This window comes from Actinomadura montaniterrae, from assembly GCF_008923365.1.
Taxonomy (GTDB): domain Bacteria; phylum Actinomycetota; class Actinomycetes; order Streptosporangiales; family Streptosporangiaceae; genus Spirillospora; species Spirillospora montaniterrae.
In genome coordinates, this window is sequence record NZ_WBMR01000011.1 from 37,697 (window position 1) to 57,177 (window position 19,481).

Consider the following 19,481-nt stretch of genomic DNA (forward strand, 5'->3'; position numbering starts at 1 on the left):
GGGGCGGGCCCGCGTCAGACGCGCTTGTCGAGGAGCGGCTCCCGCACCGGCGCGGCGGGAGCCGCCGGGGACGCGGCAGGGCGCAGGAACAGCACGGCGAGCACGACGGTGACGACCGTCAGGCCGAAGTCGGCCCAGATGGCGGTCTCGGCGGCGGACGCGAACGCGGCCCGGCCGGGGTGCGCGCCGAGCGCGGCGAAGAAGATCGCGCCGAGCACCGCGACGCCGGTCGCGCCGGAGAACTGCTGCGCGGTGCTCAGCACCCCGGACGCGGCGCCGGCCTGCGCGGGCCGGATCCCGGACATCACCGCGCCGATCACCGACGGCAGCGTCAGCCCGCCGCCGAGGCCGAGCAGCCCGAGCGGCGCGAGCAGCCAGGGGGCGGTGACGCCGCCGCCGAGGACGTGCAGCTCGACGGCGAACGCCAGCACGCCGAGCGCGCTGACGACCGTCCCGCACACGAGCACCTTCAGCCCGAACCGGGCGACGAGCGGGCGGCCGGACAGGGACGCGACCATGGTCAGCACCGCCATCGGCCCGAACTCCAGGCCCGCTTCGAGCGGCGTCAGGTGCAGGCCGCCCTGCAGCAGCATCGTCAGCACGACGTTCATGCTGCCGAACGAGGCGAGGAACGCGACGTTCAGCGCCAGCCCGAGGTCGAACGACCGGGCGCGGAACAGGGCGAGGTCGAGCAGCGGCTCGCCGCCGGTCCGGGCGAGCCGCCGCTCCCACCCCAGCGTCGCGGCGAGGACCGGGACGGACGCGGCGAGCGAGATCCACGTCCACGCGGGCCAGCCCTGCTCGCGGCCCATGGCGAGCGGGACGAGCGCGAGCGCGAGGGCGGCGGAGATCCCGGCCGCGCCGGCCGGGTCGAGGCGGGGCCGCCGGTCCGACCGGGTCCCGGGCAGCGACCGGGCGGCGAGCGCGAGCGCGGCGGCGCCGACCGGCACGTTCACCAGGAAGATCGTCCGCCAGCCGAGGCCGAACAGGTCCGCCTGGAGGAGCAGGCCGCCGCCGATCTGCCCGGCGACGCCCCCGCCGCCGAGGACGACGCCGTACCAGGCCATCGCGCGCGGCCGGTCCGCCGCCGGGAGCGCGGCGGTGATCAGCGCGAGGACCTGCGGGACCATCGCCGCGCCGGTCAGGCCCTGGAGCAGCCGCGCCGCGACGAGCTGGACGGGCGACTGCGCGAGCCCGCACAGCAGCGACGCGGCGGTGAAGGCGGCCATGCCGAGGACGAACAGCCGCTTGTGGCCGAACAGGTCGCCGAGGCGCCCGCCGGTCACCATGCCGCTCGCGTAGGTGAAGGCGTAACCGGCGATGACGAGTTCGAGGGCGACCGGCCCGGCGTGCAGGTCGCGCTGGAGCGACGGCGTCGCGACGTTCACGACCATGTAGTCGAACGACACCATGAACGTCGCCGAGAGGATGACCGGCAGGATCAGCCGGCTGTGCTTTTCGGATGCCATGACCTCTACGGTCGTGACGCGCGGCCCGTGCCACATTGGGAGGAATACGTAGTCCGTCGGGCCGGGTTCTTCAGATTCCCGGACCGGGTGCTCAGGAGGTGCGGTGGCGTCCGTTCTCGTGGCTCGTACGGCCGAGCTGGCCGTGCTCGCGGACGCCTACGCGCGCGCGTGCGAGGCCGGGCCGGTGACTGTGCTGGTCGGCGGCGAGGCGGGCATCGGCAAGAGCCGGCTGGTCGCGGAGTTCGCGGCCCGGCTGCCGTCCCGGACGCGGGTGGTGCGCGGCGACTGCCTGGAGGCCGGCGGCGGGTTCGCCTACGCGCCGTTCATCGCCGCGATGCGCGCGCTCGTCCGCGACCTCGGCGCCGAGCGCGCCGCCGGACTGCTGCCGGGCGGCGGGCGGCTCGGGCTCGCGCACTGGCTGCCGGTCCTGGGCGTCGCGCCCGACGAGCCGGACCCGGTGTACGGGCGGGCTCGGCTGTACGAGGACGTCCTGACGCTGGTCGAGGGCGCGGCGCTGGAACGTCCGCTCGCCGTCGTCCTGGAGGACCTGCACTGGGCGGACCCGTCGAGCCGCGAGCTGCTGGCGTTCCTCGTCCACAACCTGTCCGGGCCGGGGGTGCTGCTGGTCGGCACGTACCGGTCGACGGACCTGGACGAGCGGCATCCGCTGCGTCCGGTGCTGGCCGGGCTGGCGCGGTCGCCGCGCGTCCGCCTGCTCGAACCCGCGCCGCTGACCTGCGACGAGGTGGGCGGGCTGGTCGCCGCCCGGCTCGGGTACCGGCCGGAGCGCGGCGTCGTCGAGGAGATCGCGCGGCGCAGCGAGGGCAACCCGCTGTTCGTGGAGGCGCTCGCGGACGCGGGCGCGCAGGGCGGGACACCGCGCCGGCTGCGGGACCTGCTGCTCGCCGGGTTCCGCGTGCTGCCGGACGGGTCTCGTGGCGTGCTGCACGCCGCGTCGGTGGCGTCGGCATGGGGCGGTGGCCTCGCGCACCGGTTCCTGGCGTCCGTGACGGGCCTGGACGACCTGGCCCTAGAGGACGCGATACGTCCTGCGGTAGATCGCGGTCTGCTCTTGGCGGATGGCGGCGGATACACGTTCCGGCATGCGCTCCTACGCCAGGCCGTGTACGAGGACGTGCTGCCGAGCGCGCGCGCCCGTCTGCACAAGCGGGCAGGTGCGGCCCTGCAAGCCGACCCCGATCTCGTCCCGGACGGGCGCGCCGCAGCGGAAGAGGCCGCGCACTGGTGCGCGGCGGGCGAGAAGGAGCAGGCGTTCGACGCGCTGTGGCGCGCCGCCGCCTCCGCGCGCGCCGTCCACGCCCACCCCGAGCAGTTGCGGATCCTCGAACGCGTGCTCCGGCAGTGGGACGGCATCACCGAGCCTGAACGCGTCCTCGGCGCCGACCGGATCGACGTCCTGCACCGCGCGGCGGAGGCGTGCCTGTCGGCGGGCGAGGCGGCGCGGGGCGTCGACCTGGCATCGGAGGCGCTCGCGGCGCTCGACCAGGAACGCGATCCGCGGCGTGCCGTGCTGCTCCTCGAACTGCGCAGCATGCTCCGCCACCGGCTCGGCGACCCGGCGCTCGACGACCTGCGCGCGGCCGTGGCGCTGCTGCCGGACGGGGCGCCGGCGGCGGTCCGGGGACGTCCGCTGTCGACGCTGGCCAACCGGCTGTTCCTGATGTCGAGCCCGGACGAGTCGCGGGCGCTGGCGGCCGAGGCGCTCGCCGCCGGGCGCGAGTCCGGGGACGCGCGGGTGCGGGCGTGGGCGCTGCTGACGCTCGGCTCGCTCGACGGCGCCGCCGGTGACCTCGACGCCGGGCTGGCCCGGATCGCCGAGGCCGCGGAGATCGCCAGGGCCGCCGGGGAGTCGGCGGTCCCGCTGGTCATCGCGGCGATGGCGGAGGCGGACGCGCTGCACGGCATGGGCCTGGACGAGCGGGCCGCCGAGGTCGTCGCGAGCGGGATGGAGACCGCGCGCCGCGCCGGCCTGGACCGGGACCAGGGCGCGGGCCTGGCCGCGAAGGGCGCCGAGCCGCTGTGGGAGCTGGGCCGCTGGGACGAGGCGGCGGCGCTGCTGCGGGGCGTCCTCGCGCTCGACCCGCCGCCGCTGTTCCGCGCGCTCGCCCAGGTCAACCTGGGGTTCCTCCTGCTCGCGCAGGGCGATGCCGCGGCGGCCGGCGAGGCGGCCGACGCCGCGTACGCGGTCATGGGGGACCGCTATTGGGGCAAGGCGTTCCGGCTCCCGCTGCACGACCTGCGCTGCCGGGTCGCGATGGCCCGCGACGACCTCGCCGCCGCCGACGGGATCCTCGCCCGCGCCCTCGACGGCCCCGGCCTGTCCGAGACGTCCCGCTTCGTGTGGCCGCTGCTGCTGACCGGCGCCCGGCTGTGCGGGGAGCGGCTCGCCCGGTCGGCCGCCGACCCCGGCGCGGCGCGCGGCGCCCGCGAGCGGCTCGCGGAGCTGCGCGACCTGGCCGGACGGCTGCCGGTCATCGGTCCCGTCCAGCACGCGTACCGGGCGTCGTTCCGCGCCGAGGCCGGCGACCAGGGCTGGGACGAGGCCGTGCGAGCGTGGCGTGAACTCGGCCGTCCCTACCGGCTGGCGTGGGCTCTGTTCCGCGCGGCCGAGGAGCCCGGCGTCCCGTCCGTGGAGGCGGCCGAGCGGTGCCGTGAGGCCGCGTCGATCGCCGCTCGGCTCGGCGCGAAACTGCTGCTCAGGGACATCGAGTTGCTCGCCGCGCGCGCCCGCCTCTCCCTGGACGAGCCGGTCCCGGAACCTGCTCCTGAGCCGGCGGCGCCGGATCCGGCGCGGCGGCTCGGCCTGACCCGCCGCGAGACCGAGGTGCTGCGGCTGGTCGCCGACGGCCGCAGCAACCGGCAGATCGCGGAGGCACTGTTCATCTCCGCCCGGACGGCGGGCGTCCACGTGTCCAACATCCTGGCGAAGCTGCGGGTCGCGTCGCGGACGGAGGCGGCGGCGCTGGCGCACCGGCTGCGCCTGTTCGAGCCGCCCGCCGGCTGATCTTCGCCGCCATCGGGATCGCGACCTTCGCCGGCCGGCGGCCCGCCGACACCGCGCACTGGGAACTGCTCGCCGGGTCGCTCGCGCTCAGCGCCGCCATGGGCCTGGCGCGCGGCGCGCTCATGCCGATGTGGCGGGAGGCCGACGGCGTCTCGATCGCCGTCCAGCTCGCCGTCATCGCCGTCCGGGCCGGCGCGCTCCGCGCCCCGCGCCCGGTCGCCGCCTAGTACTCCTTGAGGGCGATGGCGGTGGCGGCGGCGTGGATCGGGGCGATGACCTTGGCCATGATCCGCTCCCGGCCCGGCATCCGGCCCATCAGCCCGAGCATCGCCATCGACATGCGGACCGCGCCCGCGGTCCGCATCACCATGCGCTTGAGGTTCGCCGGCCCGAGCTCCTGGTTCCGCTCGGCGAACGGCCGCATCTCCCGCTCGTACGCGGCGAACCCGGCCTCGTGGTCGCCGCCCGCGGCGGCCAGCTCCCCGGCCAGCACGTACGCGCCGACCAGCGCCAGGCTCGTGCCCTGGCCCGACGCCGGCGACGCGCAGTACGCGGCGTCGCCGAGCAGCGCGACCCGCCCGCTCGACCAGCCGTCCATGCGGACCTGCGCGACCGCGTCGAAGTAGAAGTCCGGCGCCGCGGCCATCCCGTCCAGCAGCCGCGGGACCTCCCATCCCTCGCCCGCGTACGCGGCGGCCAGCGCCTGCTCCTGCGCGGCCCGCCCGCGCGGGACGTCCGCCTCCTCCGACCGGAACAGGAACATCGCCTTCGCGTCCGCGTCGCCGTCGACGCTGTAGGCGAGGGTCGTCCGGCCGGGGCCGATGTAGGTGACCTCCTCGCGGTCCAGGCCGAGGTGGTTCGGCACACCGAAGATCGCGATGCGGTGGCCGAGGTCGCGGACGAACCGCTCCTCGGGTCCGAAGGCCAGCGCCCGGGTGGCCGAGTGCAGCCCGTCGGCGCCGATCACCAGGTCGAACGTCCGGACGAGCCCGCTGTCGAAGGCGACCTCGACGCCGTCGGCGGTCTGCGTGAGCCCCGTGATCGAGTCGCCGAACAGGTACTCGGCGTCGGTGCGCTCGAAGAGCAGCCGGTGCAGGTCGCCGCGCAGGACCTCCGCGTCGCCGTGGACCCGGCCGCCGAAGGTGTCGCCGTCCATGCTCGCGACCCGCTTGCCCGCCGCGTTCACGACCGTCCCGCTCCGGACGCCGGTGCGCCGCGCGCGGAGCTCGTCCAGCAGGCCCATGCGCTCGGCGACGGTCAGCGCCGCGCCCCGGACGTCGACCTTGTAGCCGCCCGCGCGGATGGCGGGCGCCCGCTCCACGACGGTCGGGGCGAAGCCGTGGCGGCGCAGCCAGAAGGCGAGGGTGAGGCCCGCGATGCCGGCGCCGGAGATCAGGACGTTCGTGTTCGTGTTCGTCATGCCCTGGACGGTACATCCGTGTAAGACAACTGTGCAAGACATTCGTATAAGACATTTGTGCGAGACATCGGCTAGGGTCGTCCCATGGGCAACCGCGAGGACCTTCTGGACGGCGCGAGGCGCTGCCTGCTGAGCAAGGGCTACACGCGCACGACGGCGCGCGACATCGCCACCGAGTCGGGCGTCAGCCTGGCCGCGATCGGCTACCACTTCGGCTCGAAGGACGAGCTGCTGCGGGCGGCGCTGCGCCAGGCGATCGAGGAGTGGGGCGGGGAGATCGCCGCGATCCTGGCCGCCGAGACCGACCCCGGCCTGACCGGCGCGGAGCGGTTCGAGGCGACCTGGGAGCGGATCCTCGCCTCGTTCGCGCGGACGCGCCCGCTCTGGGCGATCCAGTTCGAGGTGATCGCGCAGATCGAGCGGACGCCGGAGCTGCGCGCCGCCTTCCCCGACGCGAACCGGGAGGCGCGGCTCGGGCTGGCCGAGCTGTTCGGGACGGGCCCGGCGGTCCTCGGGGAGCGGCGCGCCGAGCTGGCCGGCGCCTGCTACCAGGCCCTGCTGGCGGGGCTCGCGGCGCAGGCGCTCGTCGACCCGGACGGCGTGCCGGCGGCGTCCGACCTGGTGGACGCGGTGCGCGCGGTCGCCGCGCCGCTTCAGTAGAACGGAATCATTCGTTCCCCTAGTATGGACGCATGGAGACCACCACGCCGGCGCCCATGAGCGGCCGCAAGGCCCAGGCGGCGCGCAACGACGAACTGATCAGGGAGGCGGCCCGGGCGGTGTTCACCGCGGACCCGGGCGCCCCCATCGCCGCCGTCGCCGAGCACGCGGGAGTGGGCATCAGCGCCCTCTACCGCCGGTACAAGAGCAAGGAGGACCTGCTCCAGAAGCTCGCCGACGACGGCATGGACCGCTACCTCGCCGAGGTCGAGGCGGCACTCGCCGACGACGGCGACCCATGGGAGGCGTTCGCCGCGTTCATGCGCCGCTGCCTGGACATCGGCGCCGGGTCCCTGACGATGCGGCTCGCGGGCAGCTTCCCCGTCACCGACGCGATGAGCGCCAAGGGCCGCGAGATCCACCTCGCCACCACGCGGCTGCTGGACCGGGTGAAGGAGGCCGGCGCGCTCCGCCGCGACATCGAGGTCGGCGACGTCTCGGTGATGCTGGAGTACCTGCACGGCATCCGGATCGGCGACGACGAGCGGATGAACCGGCTCCAGCACCGCTACCTGGCGCTCATGCTCGACTCGCTGCACCTCGCGGACGCCGCCGAACTGCCCGGCCCGCCCCCCGCCTGGCAGGAGCTGCGTGGCCGGTATGACGACTAGCGTGGACCGGCGGGCCCTCAACCGGGCGCTGCTGGCGCGGCAGATGCTGCTGCGGCGGCACGCGATGTCGCCGATCGAGGCGATCGAGCACCTCGTCGGGATGCAGTCGCAGGCGCCGAACCCGCCGCACATCGGGCTCTGGAGCAGGCTCGACGGGTTCGGCTTCGACGACCTCACCGCGCCCATGAACGACCGCCGCGTCCTGCGGATGGTGCTGATGCGCGGCACGCTGCACCTGGTCAGCGCGCGCGACGCGCTGATGCTGCGGCCCCTGACGCAGCCGATCCTCGACAACCACCTGAGGAGCCCGCGCGGCGCGGCCCTCACCGGCGTCCCCGGCGCCGCCGCCCACGCGCGGAAGATCCTGGAGGACGCGCCGCGCTCCGACAAGGAGCTGCGCGCGCTCCTCGCCGAGCACCGGCCGGACGCGGACGCCGCGGACCTCGCCTGGGCCGTCCGCCTCTCACTGCCGCTGGTGCAGGTCCCGCCGCGCGGGATCTGGGGCGCGTCCGGCGTCGCCAAGCACACGACCCTGGAGGCCTGGCTGGACGGCCACCCCGTCCCGGAGCCGTCCGTCGACGAGATGGTGCTGCGCTACCTCGGCGCGTTCGGGCCGGCGACCGTCCAGGACGTCCAGCAGTGGTCGGGCCTGACGCGGCTGGGCGAGGTCGTCGAACGGCACCGGTCCGGCCTGCGGGCGTTCCGGGACGAGGAGGGCCGCACGCTCTACGACCTGCCGGACGCGCCGCGCCCCGAACCGGACACGCCGGCGCCCGTCCGGTTCGTCCCGGACTTCGACAACCTGCTGCTCTCGCACGCCGACCGGGCGCGGATTATCAGCGAGGAGCACCGCCGGCGGGTCTTCACCGTCAACGGCATCATCCGGGCGACGTACCTGGTGGACGGGTTCGTCCACGGCATGTGGAAGATCGAGAAGGTGCGCGGCGGCGTGACGCTGCGGATCTCCCCGTTCGCGCCGGTCCCGGCGCGCGAGCGGGAGGCGCTCGCCGAGGAGGGCGCGCGCCTGCTGGCCGCCGCCCACCCGGCCGCGAAGGCCCGCACCGTCGAGTTCGAGCCGCCCGACCCCCGTTGAGCGGTGGCGTGCCGCCCTTGCCGGCGGTCTCTCAAGGGCGGCACGCCGCGACTCGACGCGCCGTCAGCGGCGCTTGCTCGCGCAGGGCGCCTCGCCGTGCGGGTCCAGCGAGGTCAGCAGGGTGTGCAGGGTCTTGCGGAACTCCAGCATCTGCTCGCGGGTCAGCGGGTCGAACAGGGTCCGGCGGACCTCGGCGACGTGGCCGGGGGCGGCCTCCTCCAGCGCCGCGAACCCCTCGTCGGTCAGCTCGGCGATGGTCGTGCGGCGGTCCTCGGCGTCCTTGGACCGGCGCACCCAGCCGGCCGCCTCCAGCCGGTTGACCGCGTGCGACAGCCGGCTCGGCGACGAGTGGACGATCGCGGCGAGCTCGGTCATGGTCAGCGCGCGGCCGGGCGACTCCGACAGCATCGCCAGGATCATGTAGTAGGCGTGCGGCATCCCGGAGTCGCGCTGGAGCTGGCGGTCGAGGGCCTCGGTCAGCAGCCGGGAGGTCCACAGGAACGCGCGCCAGGTCTCCTGCTCGTCCGCGTCGAGCCACCGGGTGTCGGTCATGTCCGTATTTTACGCAAGTATTTGAACCCTCAAGACTTGAACGTTCAATCAACTCGGAGATATGGTTCAGATCTGAACTTTTTTCTCGTTGGGGGACGTCATGAACCGGATGCCGGTGCTCTACCTCAGCCACGGCGCGCCGCCGCTGGCCGACGACGCCGTCTGGACCGCCGAGCTCGCCCGCTGGTCGGCCGGGCTGCCCAAGCCGGAGGCGATCCTGATGGTGTCCGCGCACTGGGAGGAGGCGCCGCTGTCGATCGGCGCGACCCGCCCCGTGCCGCTCGTGTACGACTTCTGGGGCTTCCCGGAGCACTACTACACCGTCCGCTATGACGCGCCCGGGGCCCCGGAACTGGCCGCCGACGTGCGCAAACTCATCCCCGGCGTACACCAGGACGAGGAGCGCGGCCTCGACCACGGCGCCTACGTCCCGCTCGTGGAGATGTACCCGGACGCGGACGTCCCGGTGCTCCAGATGTCCATGCCGACCCTCGACCCCGAGCGGCTCTTCGAGGTCGGCCGGAGCCTCGCGCCGCTCCGCGACCAGGGCGTCCTGATCGTCGGCAGCGGCTTCACCACCCACAACCTGCGCGCCATGAGCCCCGCCCCGGACGCCCCGCCGCCCGCCTGGTCCGCCGAGTTCGACGAGTGGACGGACCGCGCCGTCGAGGGCGGCGACGTCGACGCGCTGCTCGACTTCCGTGCCAAGGCGCCCGCCGCGCGCATCGCCCACCCGCGCACCGAGCACTTCGCGCCGCTGTTCGTCGCGCTCGGCGCCGACGCCGACGCCCCGTCCGGGCGCCGGTCCGTCATCGACGGCTACTGGTTCGGGATGGCGAAGCGCTCGTTCCAGTTCGGCTGAGCGAAGGCCGGGCAGAAGGCACGGCGACGGCCCCGGCGGCGTTCACGCTCCGCCGGGGCCCGTCGCCGTCAGGTCACTTCATGTCGGCGAAACCGGTGCGCCACGACGGCGTCCGCGGCTTCCAGCCCAGCCCGAGCGCCTTGGCGTTCGACACCGGACGGCCCGTCGTGGCCGCGTGCTTGCCGGCGCTGCCCGGCGTCGGCGCGCCGAGCGCCGCGCTGTAGACCGGCAGCCACTCCGCCGTCGTCGCCGGCTCGTCGTCGACGATGTTGACCGGACCGGCCGGCCAGTCCAGCGCCGCCAGCGCGGCCGCGGCCGCGTCGTCGGCGTGCACGAACGACGTCCACGCCGGCGCCAGCCGCAGGCTGCCCGCCTTCACCCGCTGCGCGATCGCGCCGTCCGGCGCGTACCAGGTGCCGGGCCCGTACAGCGCCCCGTACCGCAGCACGACGCCGCGCTCCAGCTCGGCGACCGCGTTCTCCAGCGCCGCGATGCCCGCGTAGGGCGGCAGCGAGGCGTCCAGCGCGTCGGTCTCGGTGGCGGGCGTCTCGCCCGGCACGTACAGCCAGGCGATGCTCTGCGCGATCATCGTCTCGACGCCCGCCGCCTTCGCCGCGTCGACCAGGTTGCGGGTGCCCTGGATGCGCAGCTGCGAGTTGGCCTCGAAGTCCTCACCGCTGAGATCGGTGAGCTGGTGCACGATCGCGTCCGGCCGCGCGTCCGCGACGGCCTCGCGGATCGCGGCGGCGTCCAGGACGTCCACGACGACCGGCGCGGCGCCGAGCTCGGTGACGGAGCCGGTGCGCTCCTCGCGGCGTGTCGTCCCTGCGACCTCGTGGCCCGCCTGGACGAGCAGCGGGATCAGCCGGCGGCCGATGACTCCGGTCGCTCCGGCGAGGAAGATCTTCAAGGGGGTAACCTCCACGACTGTCACGCCTTTGTGGTCGTCTGACGGCAGGATAGGCAGAGTCCTGATCCAGGTCACGCGCGGCCCCGGCGCGGGCCGCCCCCCGTGGCCGCCGGACGACGGGCGGACGAGCCGCACCGCCCCGTGGAAGCTCGTCCGACATGAGGGTACCGCCGGAGACCGTCCGTGTGCGTTTCGTGCCCGCCGCGGGGGACAATTCTGTGCATGAACATCACTCTCGTCCGCGGTGACATCACCGAACAGGACGTCGACGCCGTGGTGAACGCGGCGAACTCGTCCCTGCTCGGCGGCGGCGGGGTCGACGGGGCGATCCACCGCAAGGGCGGCCCGGAGATCCTGGACGAGTGCCGCAAGCTGCGCGCCTCGCACTACGGCGGGGGGCTGCCGACCGGGCAGGCGGTCGCGACGACGGCGGGGCGGCTGCCCGCCCGCTGGGTGATCCACACCGTCGGGCCGGTCTACGCGAAGTCCGAGGACCGCTCCGGCCTGCTGGCCTCCTGCTACCGCGAGTCGCTGCGGGTCGCCGACGAGCTGGGCGTCGCGTCGATCGCGTTCCCGGCCGTGTCGGCGGGCATCTACGGCTGGCCGATGGACGACGCCGCCCGGATCGCGGTCGGTACGGTGCGGGCGGCGCAGACCAAGGTGCAAGACGTGCGGTTCGTGCTGTTCACCGAGGACGCGTACGCGGCGTTCGAGCGCGCCGTCGGCGAACCCTAACCCGGCGCGCCTCGGCCGCTGTCAGTCGTCCTTCTTCGGCGGCGGCACGACCAGGACGGGGCGGCCCGCGTGGTGCAGGACACGCGTCGACACGCTGCCGAGGATCATCGACCGGGCGCCCGCGAGGCCCCGCGAACCCGTCACGACCAGCGAGGCGTCCAGTTCCTCCGCCACGTCGACGATCGCGGCCCACACCGGCCCGCCGCCGCGCTCGGCGCGCGGGGTCACCTGGGTCGCGCCGGCGGCCTCGGCGAGCTCGGCGCCCTTGCGGGCGAGCGCCTCGGCCTGCTTCTCCTCCTCGAACTTGCCGTCGTCGCCCTGCTCGGCGGCGAGCGGGACGCCGGCGGCGAGCGGCGCCCAGGTGATCTGGGTCAGCAGCGGTTCCCACACGCTGAGGATCACGATCGGTTCCGGCTGGAGGTGCTTCGCGGCGTATTCGATCGCGGTCTGCGAGTCGTCGGAACCGTCGAAGGCAATGAGTACCGTCATACCGGGGATATCTCCAGATCAGCCTGCGGAATTCCCGCCGGGACCGCTCGTGATCAAGCTCTCACCCGGCCGCGGGCGCCCGCCCGGGCCCGGGCGGCCCGGCGAACGCCTGCGCGACGTCCAGCCACCGGCCGGCGTCCGCGCCCGTCGCGACGACGGCGAGATCGGCCCGGTTGCGCCGCTGCGTGACCAGGTGGCAGAAGTCGAGCGCGGGCCCGGTGACCGACTGCGCCGCGCCGTCCGGACCCCACGTCCACTTCTCGCCGCCCGGGCCGGTCAGCTCGACGCGGAACTCCTCCGCGGGCGGCTCCAGGCCCCGGTTGCGGAACGCGAAGTCGCGGGTCCGGACGCCGATGTGCGCCACGTGCCGGAGCCGGGCCGACGGCTCGCGCCGGACGCCGAGCGCGTCCGCGACGTCCTCGCCGTGCGCCCACGTCTCCATCAGCCGCGCCGTCGCCATCGACGCCACGCTCATCGGCGGCCCGAACCACGGCAGCCGCGTGCCCGGCGGGACGTCGGCGAGCGCCTCGACCATGCCGCGCCGTGCGTCCCGCCAGCGGGCCAGCAGGCGGGCGGGCTCCTCGGCCGCGCCCTCGCGCGCGCCCCGCTCGACATAGCCGGCGGGGTCCGCGACGGCCTGTTCGAGGTGGTGGGCGAACGCGTCGGCGTCGGTGGCCGCGTCGACCGCCTGCCCGTCCGTCCAGGCCAGGTGGGCGATCTGGTGCGCGATCGTCCAGCCCTCGGCGGGCGTCGGGTCCGCCCAGCGGGCGGCGGGCAGCGGCGCCACCAGGGCGTCGAGGGAGTCGCCTTCGGCGGCGAGGTCGGCGAGCAGGCTGTGCAGGTCCGGCATCCGCCCAGGATTCCGTGCCGGGCACCGTCCCGTACAGCCCCCGGCGGCCCCGAACCGAACCCGGTTCAGTCCAGGAGCGCGCGGGCGGCCGCGTAGTCGGCCTTGCCGTTCGGCAGCCGCAGCGACGCGTCGGTCCGCACGAACGCCTTCGGGATCTTGTAGCGGGCCAGGTGATCGGCGCAGCCCGCGCGCAGCGCGCCGTCCTCCGGAGCCGCCGCCGGACGCAGCACCGCGACGATCTCGGTGCCCCAGCGCTCGCTCGGCCGGCCCACGACCAGCGCGTCCTCGACGCCGGGCAGCCCGCGCAGCACGCCCTCGACCTCCTCCGCGAACACCTTCTCGCCGCCGGTGTTGATCGTCGTCGCGTCGCGCCCGTGCACCTCGACGGTGCCGTCGGCGAGGTGGCGGGCCCGGTCGCCCGGGACGACGAGGCGGTCGTCGCCGATCGTCAGGAACGTCGCGGCGGTCTTGTCGGGGTCGCCGAGGTAGCCGAGCGGGACCGCGTCGCCGCCCTTGGCCAGCCAGCCCAGCTCGTCCTCGCCCGGCTCCAGCTTCCGGGTCCGGTCGGCGCTCAGCACCGCGCCGCCCGGCGCCATCGCGAACGTGCGGGCGTCCGCGCCGGCGCGCGTCACCGAGAACCCGCTCTCCGACGAGCCGAGCACGTCGACGATCCGCGCGCCCGGGATCAGCTCCAGCAGCCGCCGCTTCACCTCCGGGCTGATCGCCGCCGCCGAGTTGACCAGCGAGCGCAGCGACCCGAGGTCGTGCGGGCGGCGCTCCAGCGCGTCCGCGACCGGCCGCGCGAACGCGTCGCCGACCAGCGGCATCCGGGTCGCCCGCTCCCGCTCGGCGGTCGCCATCAGGTCCTCGGCGTCCAGGCCGTCCACCCGGTCCGGGAAGATCACGCACCCGCCGGCGCACCACGCGCCGAGCGCGGACCAGGTGCCGGCGCCGTGCATCAGCGGCGGGCCGACGAGCACCCGCTGTTCGGCGCGCAGCGCCCGTGCGACCGCCTCGTCCAGGTCGTCGAGCGGGGAGCCGTCGCGGCGGCGCAGGCCGAGCGGGCCGATCATCAGGTCGCCGATCCGCCACAGCACGCCCTTGGGCAGCCCGGTCGTCCCGCCGGTGTAGAGGATGTGCAGGTCGCCGGCCTCGGGCCGGACCCCGGGGAGGGGATCGGCGGACGCCGCCGCGAGCGCCGCCTCGTAGTCGAGGGCGCCGGGCAGCAGGCCGGCGCCGGACTCGTCGGCCACCTGGAGCAGCAGCGGCGGGACGTCGAGGCGCTTGACGACCCGCTCGATCGCCTCGGCGAACCGCGCGTGGAACATGATCGCGGCCGGGCGCGCGTCGGCGAACAGCTGCGCCAGCTCGTCGTCCACGTACCGGTAGTTGACGTTGAACGGGGCGACGCGGGCCTTGTGCGCGCCGACCAGGCCCTCGACGTACTCCGGGCCGTTGTGCAGGTAGAGCGCGAGGTGGTCGTGCGGCGACTCCCACGGCCCGGCCGGCCGCCGGTCGCGCACGCCGAGCCCGTGCTCGTGCAGGACGTGCGCGAGCCGCCGGGTCCGCCCGGCGGCCTCGGTCCAGCTCAGCCGCCGGTCGCGCCAGACCATCGCCTCGCGGTCGGGAACGGCGGCGGCGACGGCCTCGTGCAGGGTCGCCAGGTCGAGCTGGGGCATGCGGCTCTCCTCCGGGTGACGGGTGCGGTCGGGTGCGGGTCGGGACTCGCGGACTCGGGGGGCTCGGGGACGCGCGTCGGACGCCAGCGTAAACGACTACTTACCGTCGTGACCGAATCGGGTTCGATTACCGGCATGTCCCGTCAAAGACCGACAATCTGCAGGTGGTCGGATCGCAAAAGCCCGTGGGGGAGGTGACCCGCGGCACCACGAACCCCAACCGCCTGCGCCGGATCGACCGCTGGATCGCCGCCACGCAGGCCGCCGCGCTGCGCGCGGGCGACCGGCCCCTCGCCGTCGACCTCGGCTACGGCGCGTCCCCCGTCACCACCTACGAGCTCTACACCCGCCTGCGCGCCGTCGCGCCCCGGCTGGAGGTCGTCGGCATCGAGATCGAGCCCGGCCGCGTCGCCGCGGGCCACGCGTTCCTCGGCCGGACCGGGCCGCACGACGGGCTCTCGTTCCGGCGCGGCGGCTTCGAGGTGCCCGTGCCGCGCCGGCCCGTCCTGATCCGCGCGTTCAACGTCCTCCGCCAGTACGACGAGGCCGCCGCCCTCCGCGCCTGGGACCGGCTGCGCTCGCGGCTCGCGCCCGGGGGCGTCCTCGTCGAGGGCACCTGCGACGAGATCGGGCGCCGCGCCGTCTGGGTCGCCCTCGCCCCGGACGGCCCCCGGACGATCACCTTCGCCGCTCACCTGCCGACCCTCGGCCGCCCGTCCGACCTGGCCGAACGCCTGCCGAAGACGCTGATCCACCGGAACGTGCCGGGCGAGCGCGTACACGACCTGCTCGCGGCGTTCGACCGCTGCTGGGCGACGGCCGCGCCGCACTCGGCGTTCGGCCCGCGCGCCCGCTGGATCGAAGCGGTCCGCCTCCTCGCCCTCACGTACCCCGTCCTGACGACCCCGCCCTACGGCCCCCGCCAACGCTGGCGCCAAGGCGAACTGACCCTTCCCTGGACCGCCGTCGCCCCTCGTTGAGTTGCGGCGCGTCGCATTGAGGGCGCCGCCATGAGGGCGACGCGCGAGGTCAGGGCTCGCGGTGGAGCCTGTGCGGAGCCGCCTGGACGCGGGGCTGGACGTCGATCCGGTCGATGTTGACGTGCGGCGGGCGCGTCACCGCCCACGCGACGCAGTCCGCCACGTCCTCCGCCACCAGCGGCTCCGGGACGCCCTCGTACGGCTTCGCCGCGCGCTCCTCGTCGCCGTGGAACCGGACGAGGGAGAACTCCTCCGTCTTCACCAGCCCCGGCGCGACCTCGGTCACCCGGACCGGCTTCGCCACCAGCTCCAGCCGCATCACCTCGTTCACCGCGTACGCGGCGTGCTTGGCCGCGTTGTACCCGCCGCCGCCCTCGTACGGGACGTGCGCCGCGAGCGAGGTGATGTTCACCACGTGGCCCGCACCGCTCTCGATCAGCTTCGGGAGCAGCGCCTTCGTCACCCGGACGAGCCCGAGCACGTTCGTCTCGTACATGGCCCGGTAGTCGTCGAGGTCGGCGGTCTCCACGGTGTCGAGGCCGAGCGCGCCGCCGGCGTTGTTGACGAGCACGTGGCAGGTCCCGACCGCCGCCGCGAGCGCGTCCACCGACTCCTGCGAGGTCACGTCCAGCGTGAACGGCACGATCCTGGCCGCGCCGGGGACCTCCTCGGAGATCTCCTTGGCGAGCCCGTCGAGGCGCTCGCGGCGCCGCGCCGCCAGCACGACGTTGAAGCCCTCCGCCGCCAGCCGCCTGGCCGTGGCGGCCCCGATTCCGCTGCTTGCTCCGGTCACTACCGCGGTCTTACGCATGCGCACAGCCTCCCAGGTGACGGGGGCGGCCCTGCCGGTGAGGTCGATCACTGTGGCGAGAAGTGACGATTGTCCCCCTTCCTGAGGGAACAGGTAACGCGCTCGATAGGTTGCACTACCGGAGGTGGTGTCCGGTGTCGCGTCGTATCAACCGAGTTGCGACGGTCAGTGTTCATACTTCCCCCCTCGACCAACCCGGTACCGGCGACGCGGGCGGCATGAACGTCTACATCGTCGAGGTGGCCAAGCGGCTCGCCGCCCGCGGCGTCGAGGTGGACATCTTCACCCGCGCGACCTGCCGGGCCCTGCCCCCGGTCGCCGAACTCGCCCCCGGCGTCCTCGTCCGGCACGTCGTCGCCGGCCCGTTCGAGGAGCTCGACAAGGGCGAGCTGCCCCGCCAGCTGTGCGGCTTCACCTCCGGCGTGCTGCGCGCCGAGGCGTCCTACGACCCCGGCCACTACGACCTCCTGCACACCCACTACTGGCTTTCCGGGCAGGCCGGATGGGCGGCGAAGCAGCGCTGGGGCGTCCCGCTCGTCCACTCGATGCACACCATGGCCAAGGTCAAGAACGCCGCGCTCGCCGACGGCGACAAGCCCGAACCGGACGAGCGCGTCCTCGGCGAGGAGCAGGTCGTCGCGTCCTCCGACCAGCTCGTCGCCAACACCCGCGAGGAGGCCGACGAGCTGATCGGCCTCTACGGCGCCGACCCCCGCCGCGTCGCCGTCGTCAGCCCCGGCGTCGACCTGTCGCTGTTCCGCCCCGAGTCCCCGATCCTCGCCCGCAGCACCGGGCTCCTCCCGCACCGCACCGGCCCCGCCCGCCGCCGCCTCGGCCTGCCCCGCGAGGCCTACGTCCTGCTGTTCGTCGGCCGCATCCAGCCGCTCAAGGCCCCCGACGTGCTGCTGCGCGCCGCCGCCCGCATGCTCGCCGACGACCCGTCGCTGCGCGCCAAGCTCGTCGTCGCCGTCGTCGGCGGACCCAGCGGCTCCGGCCGGTGCCGCCCCGAAGGCCTGCAGACCCTCGCCGCCGAACTCGGCATCGCCGACGTCGTCCGGTTCGAGCCGCCCGCGCCGCAGGGCGACCTCGCCGACTGGTACCGCGCCGCGGACGTCACCGTCGTCCCGTCGCACAGCGAGTCGTTCGGGCTCGTCGCCGTCGAGTCGCAGGCCTGCGGGACGCCGGTCGTCGCGTCCCGCGTCGGCGGGCTCCGCACCGCGGTCGCCGACGGCGAGTCCGGCGTGCTGGTCTCCGGGCACGACCCGGCCGACTACGCCGCCGTCCTGCGCCGCCTGCACGCCGAGCCCGGCCGGCACAACCGCCTCGCGCGCGGCGCCGTCCGCCACGCCCAGGACTTCGGCTGGGACGCCACGGTCGACCGCCTCCTGGACGTGTATACCGGTGCCATGTCGCTACCGGCCGTCCGCCTCGCACCGCCCACCCTCTCGCCGCAGCTCACCGCGGAGGTGACAGCGTGAGCACCGTCGAGACGATCCGGGGCGCGCTGGAGGCCGCCGAGCTGGAGTTCGACGAGCCGCGCGAGAACGCGTTCTTCGTCAAGCTGCCCGGCCAGCACAAGCTCGCCACCATGACCTGGCTGATCGTCGGGGACCACAGCCTGCACGTCGAGGCGTTCTTCTGCCGCCGCCCCGACGAGAACCACGCCGAGTTCTACCGGTTCCTGCTGGAGAAGAACGGCCGCATGTACGGGGTCGCGTTCGCCCTCGACGACGTCGGCGACGTCCACCTCGTCGGCAAGGTGCCGCTGGAGTCCGTCAGCGCCGAGGAGATCGACCGGCTGCTCGGCTGCGTCCTCACCTACTCCGACGAGAACTTCGACAAGGCCCTCGAACGCGGGTTCAAGTCGTCCATCCAGCGCGAGTGGGACTGGCGCGTCAAGCGCGGCGAGAGCCTCGCGAACCTGCAGGCCTTCGCGTCCTTCGCGGACCCGGCCAATCGCGAGTAGATCCGGGCGTCCCGATAGGCTCTGCACCATGGCGACCCTGGTATTGCTCCGGCATGGCGAAAGCGTCTGGAACGCGGAAGACCTGTTCACCGGCTGGGTGGACGTCGACCTGTCCACGAAGGGCGAGAGCGAGGCGACCCGCGGCGGCGACCTGCTGCTCGACGCCGACATCACCCCCGACGTGGTGCACACCTCGCTGCTGAAGCGGGCCATCCGCACCGCCAACATCGCGCTGGACGTCGCGGACCTGCTGTGGATCCCCGTCAAGCGGTCGTGGCGGCTCAACGAGCGCCACTACGGCGCCCTCCAGGGCAAGAACAAGGCGCAGACGCGCGAGGAGTTCGGCGAAGAGCAGTTCATGACCTGGCGCCGGTCCTACGACACCCCGCCGCCGCCCATCAAGGACGACGACCCGCTGTCCCAGGTGAACGACCTGCGCTACGCGGAGCTGCCGTCCGAGCTGATCCCGCGGTCGGAGTGCCTCGCCGACGTCGTGGACCGGCTGCTGCCGTACTGGTACGACTCGATCGTCCCGGACCTCGCGGCCGGCAAGACCGTCCTGGTCGCCGCGCACGGCAACTCGCTGCGCGCCCTGGTGAAGCACCTCGACGACATCTCCGACGAGCAGATCGTCGGCCTGAACATCCCGACCGGCATCCCGCTCGTCTACGAGCTGGACGACGACTTCGCGCCGCTGAAGCGGGGTGGCGAGTACCTCGACCCGGCCGCCGCGAAGGCCGCCATCGAGGCCGTCAAGAACCAGGGCGGCGGCAAGAAGCCCGCCGCGCCGCGGAAGCCCGAGCCGAAGAAGGACGCCCCGAAGGGCCGGCGGGGCCGCAAGAAGTAGCCGGGCGCGGAGGGGCCGCCGGTGACGGCGGCCCCGCCCGCGCCACAAGATCGACTAACGGGTACTGTGGCGCGATGGCCTGCCGCATCACCGAACTCGTCCTCGACTGCCGGGATCCCGAGACGCTCGCCGACTTCTGGTGCCGCGTGCTCGGCTACGTGGTCCTGGAGCGGGAGGAGAACGGCGACCTGGAGATCGGGCCCGCCGGGACCGAGCTGGGCGAAGGCGGGCTCAGGCTGGTGCTCAGCCGCAGCGACGAACCGAGGCGCGGCAAGCTGCCGCTGCATCTCGACGTGAACGCGACCGACCGCGACCAGGACGAGGAGCTCCAGCGGCTGCTCGATCTCGGTGCCCGGACGGCCGACATCGGGCAGACGGGCGAGGAGACCTGGCACGTCCTCGCCGACCCGGAGGGCAACGAGTTCTGCCTGCTCCGCAGGAGGGTGGCGCCGTAACGGCGTC

The 19,481-nt window shown here is 74.5% G+C and carries 20 protein-coding genes; 12 read left to right on the forward strand and 8 right to left on the reverse strand.

All coding sequences use genetic code 11. The features are described from left to right. Positions 1–14: 14 nt before the first annotated feature. Positions 15–1,469 (reverse strand): MFS transporter, encoded by a 1,455-nt coding sequence (locus F9B16_RS06390; protein ID WP_151539008.1) that lies wholly within the window; start codon positions 1,467–1,469, stop codon positions 15–17. A gap of 103 nt (positions 1,470–1,572) precedes the next feature. Between F9B16_RS06390 and F9B16_RS53855 the strand changes: the two genes are divergently transcribed. Both F9B16_RS53855 and F9B16_RS53520 read left to right on the forward strand, forming a co-directional pair. Further along, complete coding sequence (locus F9B16_RS53855; RefSeq protein WP_151539010.1) at positions 1,573–4,494, forward strand: helix-turn-helix transcriptional regulator; 2,922 nt, start codon at positions 1,573–1,575, stop codon at positions 4,492–4,494. A gap of 98 nt (positions 4,495–4,592) precedes the next feature. Further along, positions 4,593–4,721 (forward strand): hypothetical protein, encoded by a 129-nt coding sequence (locus tag F9B16_RS53520; protein WP_264159685.1) that lies wholly within the window; start codon positions 4,593–4,595, stop codon positions 4,719–4,721. Here F9B16_RS53520 and F9B16_RS06400 read toward each other — a convergent pair. Next, complete coding sequence (locus tag F9B16_RS06400) at positions 4,718–5,914, reverse strand: FAD-dependent monooxygenase (RefSeq protein WP_151539012.1); 1,197 nt, start codon at positions 5,912–5,914, stop codon at positions 4,718–4,720. The two genes, F9B16_RS53520 and F9B16_RS06400, sit on opposite strands and share 4 nt — an antisense overlap. An 84-nt stretch (positions 5,915–5,998) precedes the next feature. On the opposite strand from F9B16_RS06400, the gene F9B16_RS06405 reads away from it, so the two are divergent. From F9B16_RS06405 to F9B16_RS06415, 3 genes are read left to right on the forward strand one after another with little or no spacing between them, the layout of a single operon-like run. Continuing rightward, positions 5,999–6,574, forward strand: a complete 576-nt coding sequence (locus F9B16_RS06405) for a TetR/AcrR family transcriptional regulator (protein ID WP_151539013.1) — start codon at positions 5,999–6,001, stop codon at positions 6,572–6,574. Positions 6,575–6,606: 32 nt separating this feature from the next. After that, positions 6,607–7,245 carry a TetR/AcrR family transcriptional regulator gene (locus F9B16_RS06410; protein ID WP_225991414.1) on the forward strand — a complete coding sequence of 213 codons (639 nt, stop codon included), beginning with the start codon at positions 6,607–6,609 and terminating at the stop codon, positions 7,243–7,245. After that, on the forward strand, positions 7,235–8,338 hold the full coding sequence (locus tag F9B16_RS06415; protein WP_151539016.1) for a winged helix DNA-binding domain-containing protein: 1,104 nt from the start codon (positions 7,235–7,237) through the stop codon (positions 8,336–8,338). Before F9B16_RS06410 ends, F9B16_RS06415 begins: the two co-directional genes overlap by 11 nt. A gap of 63 nt (positions 8,339–8,401) precedes the next feature. Here F9B16_RS06415 and F9B16_RS06420 read toward each other — a convergent pair whose 3' ends face one another. Then, on the reverse strand, positions 8,402–8,890 hold the full coding sequence (locus F9B16_RS06420) for a MarR family winged helix-turn-helix transcriptional regulator (protein WP_151539018.1): 489 nt from the start codon (positions 8,888–8,890) through the stop codon (positions 8,402–8,404). A 100-nt stretch (positions 8,891–8,990) separates the two neighbouring features. On the opposite strand from F9B16_RS06420, the gene F9B16_RS06425 reads away from it, so the two are divergent. Further along, entirely contained in the window at positions 8,991–9,752 is a 762-nt protein-coding gene (locus F9B16_RS06425; RefSeq protein ID WP_151539020.1) for a dioxygenase family protein, read from the forward strand. A gap of 73 nt (positions 9,753–9,825) precedes the next feature. Here F9B16_RS06425 and F9B16_RS06430 read toward each other — a convergent pair whose 3' ends face one another. Further along, a complete protein-coding gene (locus F9B16_RS06430) occupies positions 9,826–10,677 on the reverse strand; it encodes an NAD-dependent epimerase/dehydratase family protein (RefSeq protein ID WP_225991415.1) in 852 nt (283 codons plus the stop codon). Positions 10,678–10,884: 207 nt separating this feature from the next. Between F9B16_RS06430 and F9B16_RS06435 the strand changes: the two genes are divergently transcribed. Continuing rightward, positions 10,885–11,397 (forward strand): O-acetyl-ADP-ribose deacetylase, encoded by a 513-nt coding sequence (locus F9B16_RS06435; protein ID WP_151539024.1) that lies wholly within the window; start codon positions 10,885–10,887, stop codon positions 11,395–11,397. Positions 11,398–11,418: 21 nt separating this feature from the next. Here the strand turns inward: F9B16_RS06435 and F9B16_RS06440 are convergent, their stop codons facing one another. From F9B16_RS06440 to F9B16_RS06450, 3 genes are all read right to left on the reverse strand, one after another. Further along, complete coding sequence (locus F9B16_RS06440) at positions 11,419–11,886, reverse strand: universal stress protein (protein WP_151539026.1); 468 nt, start codon at positions 11,884–11,886, stop codon at positions 11,419–11,421. Between the two features lie 61 nt (positions 11,887–11,947). After that, positions 11,948–12,736: a TIGR03084 family metal-binding protein gene (locus F9B16_RS06445; protein WP_151539028.1), complete on the reverse strand. Its 789-nt coding sequence runs from the start codon at positions 12,734–12,736 to the stop codon at positions 11,948–11,950. 65 nt (positions 12,737–12,801) lie between these two features. Next, complete coding sequence (locus F9B16_RS06450) at positions 12,802–14,415, reverse strand: AMP-binding protein (RefSeq protein ID WP_151539030.1); 1,614 nt, start codon at positions 14,413–14,415, stop codon at positions 12,802–12,804. A 164-nt stretch (positions 14,416–14,579) separates the two neighbouring features. On the opposite strand from F9B16_RS06450, the gene F9B16_RS06455 reads away from it, so the two are divergent. Next, positions 14,580–15,395: a class I SAM-dependent methyltransferase gene (locus F9B16_RS06455; protein ID WP_225991416.1), complete on the forward strand. Its 816-nt coding sequence runs from the start codon at positions 14,580–14,582 to the stop codon at positions 15,393–15,395. Between the two features lie 49 nt (positions 15,396–15,444). Here F9B16_RS06455 and F9B16_RS06460 read toward each other — a convergent pair whose 3' ends face one another. Then, entirely contained in the window at positions 15,445–16,206 is a 762-nt protein-coding gene (locus tag F9B16_RS06460; RefSeq protein ID WP_151539032.1) for an SDR family NAD(P)-dependent oxidoreductase, read from the reverse strand. Between the two features lie 134 nt (positions 16,207–16,340). On the opposite strand from F9B16_RS06460, the gene mshA reads away from it, so the two are divergent. The 4 genes from mshA (at position 16,341) to F9B16_RS06480 (ending at position 19,474) form a co-directional block, all read left to right on the forward strand. Next, on the forward strand, positions 16,341–17,684 hold the full coding sequence (gene mshA / locus F9B16_RS06465; RefSeq protein ID WP_151539034.1) for a D-inositol-3-phosphate glycosyltransferase: 1,344 nt from the start codon (positions 16,341–16,343) through the stop codon (positions 17,682–17,684). Next, a complete protein-coding gene (locus F9B16_RS06470) occupies positions 17,681–18,172 on the forward strand; it encodes a type III secretion system chaperone family protein (RefSeq protein WP_151539036.1) in 492 nt (163 codons plus the stop codon). The genes mshA and F9B16_RS06470 overlap by 4 nt, the downstream gene beginning before the upstream one ends. A 28-nt stretch (positions 18,173–18,200) precedes the next feature. Next, positions 18,201–19,019 (forward strand): phosphoglyceromutase, encoded by an 819-nt coding sequence (locus tag F9B16_RS06475; RefSeq protein WP_151539038.1) that lies wholly within the window; start codon positions 18,201–18,203, stop codon positions 19,017–19,019. Between the two features lie 74 nt (positions 19,020–19,093). Then, on the forward strand, positions 19,094–19,474 hold the full coding sequence (locus tag F9B16_RS06480) for a VOC family protein (protein WP_151539040.1): 381 nt from the start codon (positions 19,094–19,096) through the stop codon (positions 19,472–19,474). The last annotated feature ends 7 nt before the right edge of the window (positions 19,475–19,481 follow it).